This window comes from Oscillibacter sp. CAG:155, assembly GCA_000436875.1.
GTDB lineage: Bacteria > Bacillota > Clostridia > Oscillospirales > Oscillospiraceae > Oscillibacter.
Map to the genome: position 1 here is coordinate 1 of FR890868.1, position 7,677 is coordinate 7,677.

Sequence of the window (7,677 nt, forward strand, 5' to 3'; positions counted from 1 at the left end):
GAGGGAGCCTTTTTGCTGATGGGGCTTGCCGGCTGTTCCCTCTATTTCTACACGGAAAATACCGCCCTCACCCACACGCTGGCCGCAAATGTCAGCATCATTGTGGCGGCAGCTCCCATCTTCACCGCCATTTTGGCCCACTTTGCCGGGGAGGAACGCTTCTCCCGCCGGACACTGCTGGGATTTCTCATCGCCTTTACCGGAGTGATCCTGGTGGTCTTCAACGGTGCCTTCGTTTTAAAGCTGGACCCCCGGGGCGATCTGCTGGCACTGGGAGCCGCCGCCTGCTGGGCGGTGTACTCCGTGCTGCTGCGGCGGATGGGCGGACAGCACGACCCCCTTCTGGTGACCCGGCGGACACTGTTCTGGGGAACCGTCACCGCGGTGCCCATCGTACTGCTGGAGGGTGCCCCCTTCCCTGCCGCACCACTGGCCACGCCGGCTATTGCCGGGAATCTCCTGTTTCTGGGACTCATCGGCAGCGGACTTTGCTATGTGCTCTGGAACCGGACTGTCCGGCTGTTAGGAGTGGTCTCCGCCAACAATTTCATCTACCTCATTCCCTTCGTCACCATCGTGGCAGCAGCCCTCTTTCTGGAGGAGGCCATCTCTCCCATTGCGATTCTGGGCGCCGCCCTCATCACCGCAGGCGTTGTGGTGACCCAGCGGGAGACGCCGCTGTTCCGCCGCCCTGCCGGCTGTCGGTCTCACTGAGGAGGTATCAAAATGGACAACCTGATTCTCTCATTTACCGTGGTCTTTCCCCTGTTCGCCCAGCTGGTGCTGGGCTATGGACTCAAGCGCATCAAGCTGCTGGACGATCACACGCTGAGCGTCTGCAACAAGCTGGTGTTTCGGGTATTTTTGCCCTGTCTGCTGTTTTTGAATGTCTACCGGGCAAACCTTGCCCAGGTGTTCAACGCCCGGCTGCTGGCCTGGGCGGCGGCTGTCATTCTGGTGTGCTTCTGCGCGCTAATGGTCCTGGTTCCTCTGTTTGAGAAGAACCCAAAAAAGAGGGGCGTTCTGGTGCAGGGCATCTTCCGCAGCAACTTCGCCCTTTTCGGCGTGCCGGTGGCCGTCTCCCTCTTCGGCCAGGAGAACAGCGGCGTGGCCTCCATTTTGACGGTGGTGGTCATCCCTATGTTCAACATGCTCTCCGTGGTGGCACTGGAGGTCTTCCGGGGCGGCAAGCCCAACGCCCGGCGGATGCTGCTGGGTATTGCGAAAAATCCGCTCATCCTCGCCACGCTGACAGGTCTGGTGTTTTTGCTGCTGGATCTGTCGCTGCCTCAGGTGATCGTGGATGCTCTGGACGACATCTCCCAGGTGGCGACGCCCCTGTCTCTGGTGGTCCTGGGCGGGTCCTTCGAGTTCTCCAAGCTGCGGGGCAGCCTGCGGGAGATGACCGTGGGCATTCTGGGACGGCTGGTGCTGGTCCCCGCCGTATTCCTTCCGCTTTTTGCTTTTCTCGGCTTCCGGGGCGCGGAGATGGGCGCCGCACTGGTCATGCTGGCATCTCCCACGGCGGTCTCCTCCTTTCCAATGGCCATTGAGATGGACGCCGACGGCACCCTGGCCGGGCAGATCGTGGTAGGCACGACTCTCTTTTGCATCGTGACGCTGTTCTTCTGGATTTTCCTTCTGAAGGAACTGGGCTGGATGTGATAAAAGGCCCCTCCGCCGAAACGGAGGGGCCTTTTTGCATCGCCTTCCCATCAGCCGGCAGACGTCAGCTTCAATCCTACAATGCCGGTCAGCAACAGCGCGGCGAAAAACATCCGGGCCGCTGTGGCCGGCTCCTGAAAGACCAGGATCCCCACCGCCACAGAGCCCAGCGCACCGATGCCCGTCCAGATGGCATAGGATGTCCCCAGCGGCAGTGTCTTGAGCGCCTGGGAAAGGAAGAGGAAACTGGCCAGCATCCCCACGATCGTCAATGCGGACCAGCCCAGCCTGGAAAACCCCTCCGAGAGCTTCAGCGCCGTGGACCAAACCACTTCCAGACACCCCGCCAGAATCAAACATCCCCATGCCATAAAAATGTACCTCCTCTGAAACAGAAAAAGGCGCTTGCTCCACGCATCTTCGAGGCCTGCCGGTGCATGGGACAAACGCCTTTCATCCACCCGGCGGCGGATGAACCGTATGATGTATGCTCTTGTCATGCCGGAAAAGCTGCCGGGTACTCCTGCCCTTATACCGCCTTCCACCGAAGACCCAGTGTATAGCCCCAATGAAAGGTCCATACCAGGGACAGCAAAAACAAATTCAGCAATCCGTACCCAAACAACACCCCGGTGACAAAACGCCTCCTGTTTTTGCTTTCGTAGGCGGTGCACAGCTGCACCAGGCCGTCAGCTACCAATGGGAGCAGCAGCACGGCGGAAACAATCGCGCCCGGATGCCAGAGCGCATAAGTCGCTGCCGACGCAAGCAGCCCCACAAGCTCTCCTGTACAGCGGGCGCAGATGGGAAAGGGCTGCCCATGATAGTGAAACGAGCGCTCCGGCCGGCAGTGACAGCCAAAGACGATGGGCAGCCACCGATACAGCCACACCTTCACCTTAGTACATCGCAACGCCCACACCAATCACCGCTGCAAACACGTAGCAGAGTACATACAGGATCACCGACACCAGTGCGCCGATGCCCGCCGCCTTGCTGGTGTTGGGCTTGGTATCCCGCCAGACCAGAAACAGAACCAGTCCCACGATCGGGATGCAGCATCCCAGCAGTCCCCACAAGAAACCTCCGTCATCGTTTGTGGTCTGCGGGGCGTTGTTCTGGACCGTTCCGCACTCCGGGCACACATTTGCCCCGTCGTCGATTCTCGCGCCGCAATGTCTGCAATATGCCATGTACTCCGCCTCCTTTTTTGTTCTTCTCTTCTCTCACTCCCGGCGCTCCGGGATACCCTTATTCTAGGAGACGGAGCCTTTCCTGTCAACCTTCTTCCGGCGTTTTCCGCCCGGCTTTCCCTTCTTTTCACAAAAAGGCCGCCGTTTTGAAAACGGCGGCCTTTTCAAGGGCTTGATTTACTTCTTGCTCAGAGCCTCGTCGATGGCCTTGGCGGCAGTCTTGCCGGCGCCCATGGCCAGAATGACGGTGGCAGCACCGGTGACGGCATCGCCGCCGGCGTAGACGTTGGCCCGGGACGTGAGACCGTCCTCATTGACCACGATGCCGCCCTTCTTGTTGATCTCCAGACCTTCGGTGGTGGACTTGATCAAGGGGTTGGGGCTGGTGCCCAGTGCCATGATGACGCAGTCCACGTCGATCTCGAATTCGCTGCCGGGGATCTCAATGGGACGGCGGCGGCCGGAGGCATCCGGCTCACCCAGCTCCATCTTGATGCAGCGGATCTTGTTGACGTCGTCGTTCTCATCGGCCAGGATCTCCACCGGGTTGTTGAGGGTCTTGAAGATGATGCCCTCTTCCTCGGCGTGCTCCACCTCTTCCTTACGGGCAGGGAGCTCCTCCATGCCGCGGCGGTAGACAATGTAGACCTCGGCGCCCAGCCGCTTTGCGCAGCGGGCGGCGTCCATGGCCACGTTGCCGCCGCCCACAACCGCCACGCGCTTGGGGTGGATGATGGGGGTGTCGGAATCGGGCTTGTAGGCCTTCATCAGGTTGATCCGGGTCAGGAACTCGTTGGCAGACAGAACGCCCTTGTAGTTGACGCCGGGGATGTTCATGAACATGGGCAGACCAGCGCCGGAACCGATGAACACGGCCTCAAAGCCCATCTCGTTTTGCAGCTCGTCGATGGAGACGGTGCGGCCGATGACGGTGTCGGTGGCGATAGTGACGCCCAGAGCCTTCAGGCCGTCCACTTCCTTCTGGACGATGGCCTTGGGCAGACGGAACTCGGGGATGCCGTAAACCAGCACGCCGCCGGCCAGGTGCAGCGCCTCAAACACGGTGACCTCGTATCCCTTCCGGGCCAGGTCGCCGGCGCAGGTCAGGCCTGCGGGGCCGGAGCCGATGACCGCCACCTTGTGGCCGTTGGAAGCGGGCTTTTCCGGTGCGGCAGTGCAGTGGGCGTTGTGCCAGTCGGCCACGAACCGCTCCAGACGGCCGATGCCCACGGGCTCGCCCTTCTTGCCCCGGACACAGTACTTCTCGCACTGGCTCTCCTGGGGGCAGACGCGGCCGCACACGGCGGGCAGGGCGCTGGTGGCAGAGATGATCTGATAGGCCTCTTCAAAGTTGCCCTTGGCCACCTCGGCGATGAACTCGGGGATATGTACCATAACGGGGCAGCCGCCCATGCAGGGCTTGTTCTTGCAGTTCAGGCAGCGCTGGGCCTCATCCAGAGCCTGCTCTTCCGTGTAGCCCAGTGCCACTTCCTCAAAGTTCTTGTTGCGGACGTTGGGGTCCTGAGAGGGCATGGGATTTTTCGTTAAAGACATATTGGCCATGGTTATTCGGCCTCCTTCTTGAACAGGTTGCAGGTCTCCTCGTACTTGTGGGCCTCATATTCCCGGTACATCTGGTTGCGCTTGACCGCCAGATCCCAGTCCACTTTGTGGCCGTCAAAGTCGGGGCCGTCCACGCAGGCGAACTTCATCTCGCCGCCCACGCTCAGACGGCAGCCGCCGCACATGCCGGTGCCATCGATCATGATGGGGCTCATGGAGACGGTGGTGGGGATGCCGTAGGGCTCCGTGGTCTTGGAGACGAACTTCATCATGACCATGGGACCGATGGCAAAGACCTCGTCATACTGGTTGCCGGCCTCGATCAGCTCCTTGAGAGCGTCGGTGACCAGGCCCTTCTGGCCATAGGAGCCGTCGTCGGTGCAGACCTTCAGGACACTGCTGGCCTTTCGGAACTCGTCCTCCAGGATCACCAGGTCCTTGTTCTTAAAGCCGATGACCGCATGGACCTCGGCGCCGCAGTCGTGGAACTTCTTCAAAACCGGGTATGCAATGGCGCAGCCGACGCCGCCGCCCACCACGCAGACTTTCTTCTTTCCCTCGGTCTCCGTGGCCTTGCCCAGAGGACCGACAAAGTCCTGCAGGCAGTCACCCTCGTTGAGATGGCTGAGCTTCTCAGTAGTGGCGCCCACGGTCTGGACAATGATGGTAACAGTGCCCTTTTCAGGGTCATAGTTGTTGATCGTTATGGGGATGCGCTCGCCTTGCTCGTCCACCCGCAGGATGATAAACTGGCCGGGCTGGGCCTTCTTGGCGATCAGGGGTGCTTCGATCTCATACAGAGTGACTGTGGGCCGGAGCGCCTCTTTTCTCACGATACGATACATACTGTTCCTTCTTTCCCGAATGATCGAATGATTGTTTTCTATCGGACCTGTATCCTTCGGCGTGACACATTGTTGATATTTTAACACGCTCAGGATGCCCCGTCAATGTGTTTTCTCCGTCAGACTGCCAAATTTTTAACGCACTTTTTGGAAGTTTTGTGAAGCTGAAATTGCTCAGCTGCCGCAGAGGGTAAACTGCCGTCCCTCCGAGCGGAGAACCCCTTCTTCCCGCAGCCGCTTGAGCTCCCGCATCATGGCGCTGCGGTCAGTGGCGATATAGTCGGCCAGCGTGCTGAGGGAAAACGGCAGTGTAAAGGTCTCCGCCCCCGCTTTGTCCGCCAGCTGGCGGAAATAGCACAGCAGCTTTTCCCGGATGGATCTCCGGGAGAGCACGTCCACCCGCTCGGAGAGTGCCTGGGCCTTGTCGCTCATCAGCCGCAGCATATTCTGCACCAGAAGGCTGTGGTGGGTACAGGCCCGCTCACAGCGCTTGAGGATGTGGGGGTAGTCGATAAAGAGCACGTCGCAGGGTGTGCGGCAGATGACCTCCAGACTATCGCCGTTCGAGGTGGCAAAGGCTAGGGTCCGCCCAAAGACGCCGCCGGCACCCAGCTCCTCCATCACTGTGGAAACGCCCTCCTCGTCGATCCGGATCAGCGAAGCGCTCCCCCGCTCCACGATTCCCACCGCGTTGTTGGTGGGCATCGTAAAATCGTAAATCAGCTCATCCGGCCGGAAAGACTTCTGGACCGCCTGAAAACAGTGCAGCATCGCACAGTAGCTCTCATAGGAGATTCCCTGAAACAGAGGGCTTTTTTCCAGCTCCTCTCTGGTCAGCATCGTGACCGTCCCCCTTTCTGAAATGTTGCATATGTCACGTGCTATTAGCATAGCAGGCCTACCCTCAAATGTAAAGAGGTTGGCGTGGCAAACTTCATAAATTATTCACCAATTTTCCGGGCACTTCCTGTATACTATATCCAGAAGGCCGGAGAGGCCAAATACGGGCGGTCATCCGCTTGAAGAAATGAGGCAACGATGTGAATATTGCGTATTTTCTGCTCCCCAAAAGCAACGTCGCCTATCTGTATGATGACTACACTTTTCGTCAGGGCCTGGAAAAAATGCGCTACCACGGTTACACCGCTATCCCTGTGATCACCCGCAACGGAACCTACGTAGGCACCGTCAGCGAAGGAGACTTCCTCTGGCAACTCCTCTCCGATGAGACCAAGCAGCAAAAGGCTCTTTCCATGAAGGACATGGAACATCTTCGTATCCGCGACATTCTCAGAGGCAACCATTATCCCCCCGTCCGCATCACTGTCAGTATGGAAGAACTGGTGCAAAGCGCCATGAACCAAAACTTCATTCCCGTGGTGGACGATCTGGGCAATTTTACCGGCATCGTCACCCGCAAAGACATCATCCGGTATTACGCCGGCAAGCAGCAGGCGCTGGTGCAGCCGCCTCTGCGGAAAATCGTATGACCTTTAAAAACCTCTACATCAGCATTTGATTTCTCTGGCGGCAGGGCGTTTGCCCTGCCGCCTTTTTCTGCGCTGTTCTTTCTTTTTCGGGAGGCAGAGCCGGATTCACAGCTCCACACTGGCACCGGCCCGCAGAAAGTACAGTTCCCTGCGCACCACCGGCCGCTCCAGCACCCGCTCCAGCGCCCGGCTGTATGCCTCCAGCTGAGGACGGTACTGCTCCGCCCGGCGGCGGACCTCCGCGTCTGTCAGCACCCGGTCGGTCTTGAAGTCCACTACCGTGATCCCCTCTTCCGTCTCAAAGCAGCAGTCCACCACGCCCTGGAGCAGGATGGACTCCCCCGCCGCGGCGTCCGGGTCGTAGTCCCGGGCGTCCATCAAAAGGGTGAAAGGATACTCACGCCGGACATTTTGGCCGTGCCGGATCTCCTCCGCCAGCGGCGAACGAAGGAACCGCTCCAGCGCCTCCTGGTCCACCGCCGCGGCCTGTTCGTCTGTCAGCAGTCCCCGCAGACGCAGGGATTCCACCTGGCCCGCCACATCCACATTGGAAAAGTCCAGATACTGGAGCACCAGATGGGTGGCGGTCCCCTGTTCCGCCGCTGTCAGGCCCTGGCGTTCCTGCCGGAACCGGGGCTGGGAGAGGGGCCGGAGGTAGGGAGTATGTCGGGCGTTTTGGGAAATTTCCTCATCCAGCGGCCGGCCCTTGAGCTGGGTGGCCGTCACCTTGGCGGGCAGCAGCGTCTCCCGCTGGTAGGGATAGACAAATTCCAGCAGTGCCGGGTCGAAGGTCTCTGTCCCCTTGTCCGTTTCCAAAGACGCCGCTGGACGGGGCCGGGTCCGGAACTCCTCACTGTCGTGGCAGAACACCTGCCAGGGGGCAGTGTCGCCCTCATAGAGCCGCTCCAGCTCCACGCCCGC

General features: G+C 59.8%; 10 protein-coding genes. 3 read left to right on the forward strand and 7 right to left on the reverse strand.

Annotated features, from left to right (window positions below):
• Together QZL67_RS03135 and QZL67_RS03140 are read left to right on the forward strand one after the other, a co-directional pair.
• Positions 1 to 714: DMT family transporter (locus tag QZL67_RS03135; protein WP_292919752.1), on the forward strand; the 714-nt coding region annotated here is incomplete at its 5' end.
• 12 nt (positions 715 to 726) lie between these two features.
• The gene (locus QZL67_RS03140; RefSeq protein WP_022289319.1) at positions 727 to 1,665 is read left to right on the forward strand and encodes an AEC family transporter; all 939 of its coding nucleotides are present in this window, start codon (positions 727 to 729) and stop codon (positions 1,663 to 1,665) included.
• Between the two features lie 50 nt (positions 1,666 to 1,715).
• Here QZL67_RS03140 and QZL67_RS03145 read toward each other — a convergent pair whose 3' ends face one another.
• From QZL67_RS03145 to QZL67_RS03170, 6 genes are all read right to left on the reverse strand, one after another.
• Positions 1,716 to 2,036, reverse strand: coding sequence for a multidrug efflux SMR transporter (locus QZL67_RS03145; protein WP_022289320.1), 321 nt, complete (start codon positions 2,034 to 2,036; stop codon positions 1,716 to 1,718).
• A gap of 158 nt (positions 2,037 to 2,194) precedes the next feature.
• On the reverse strand, positions 2,195 to 2,587 hold the full coding sequence (locus tag QZL67_RS03150; protein ID WP_306765921.1) for a DUF2085 domain-containing protein: 393 nt from the start codon (positions 2,585 to 2,587) through the stop codon (positions 2,195 to 2,197).
• A complete protein-coding gene (locus QZL67_RS03155) occupies positions 2,565 to 2,858 on the reverse strand; it encodes a zinc-ribbon domain-containing protein (protein ID WP_022289322.1) in 294 nt (97 codons plus the stop codon). Before QZL67_RS03155 ends, QZL67_RS03150 begins: the two co-directional genes overlap by 23 nt.
• Before the next feature lie 177 nt (positions 2,859 to 3,035).
• Positions 3,036 to 4,421, reverse strand: a complete 1,386-nt coding sequence (gene gltA, locus QZL67_RS03160; RefSeq protein WP_022289323.1) for an NADPH-dependent glutamate synthase — start codon at positions 4,419 to 4,421, stop codon at positions 3,036 to 3,038.
• 2 nt (positions 4,422 to 4,423) lie between these two features.
• Entirely contained in the window at positions 4,424 to 5,266 is an 843-nt protein-coding gene (locus QZL67_RS03165; protein ID WP_022289324.1) for a sulfide/dihydroorotate dehydrogenase-like FAD/NAD-binding protein, read from the reverse strand.
• Positions 5,267 to 5,440: 174 nt separating this feature from the next.
• Positions 5,441 to 6,106, reverse strand: coding sequence for a Crp/Fnr family transcriptional regulator (locus QZL67_RS03170; protein ID WP_022289325.1), 666 nt, complete (start codon positions 6,104 to 6,106; stop codon positions 5,441 to 5,443).
• Between the two features lie 200 nt (positions 6,107 to 6,306).
• On the opposite strand from QZL67_RS03170, the gene QZL67_RS03175 reads away from it, so the two are divergent.
• The gene (locus QZL67_RS03175; protein ID WP_022289326.1) at positions 6,307 to 6,756 is read left to right on the forward strand and encodes a CBS domain-containing protein; all 450 of its coding nucleotides are present in this window, start codon (positions 6,307 to 6,309) and stop codon (positions 6,754 to 6,756) included.
• A 105-nt stretch (positions 6,757 to 6,861) separates the two neighbouring features.
• Here QZL67_RS03175 and QZL67_RS03180 read toward each other — a convergent pair.
• Positions 6,862 to 7,677: PD-(D/E)XK nuclease family protein (locus QZL67_RS03180; protein WP_292919756.1), on the reverse strand; the 816-nt coding region annotated here is incomplete at its 5' end.

Excerpts from the sequence above, each read along its gene's own strand:
- QZL67_RS03140 (WP_022289319.1), top strand. The coding sequence starts at position 727 with ATGGACAACCTGATTCTCTCATTTACCGTGGTCTTTCCCCTGTTCGCC.
- QZL67_RS03145 (WP_022289320.1), bottom strand. The coding sequence starts at position 2,036 with ATGGCATGGGGATGTTTGATTCTGGCGGGGTGTCTGGAAGTGGTTTGG.
- gltA (WP_022289323.1), bottom strand. The coding sequence starts at position 4,421 with ATGGCCAATATGTCTTTAACGAAAAATCCCATGCCCTCTCAGGACCCC.
- QZL67_RS03165 (WP_022289324.1), bottom strand. The coding sequence starts at position 5,266 with ATGTATCGTATCGTGAGAAAAGAGGCGCTCCGGCCCACAGTCACTCTG.
- QZL67_RS03170 (WP_022289325.1), bottom strand. The coding sequence starts at position 6,106 with ATGCTGACCAGAGAGGAGCTGGAAAAAAGCCCTCTGTTTCAGGGAATC.
- QZL67_RS03155 (WP_022289322.1), bottom strand. The coding sequence starts at position 2,858 with ATGGCATATTGCAGACATTGCGGCGCGAGAATCGACGACGGGGCAAAT.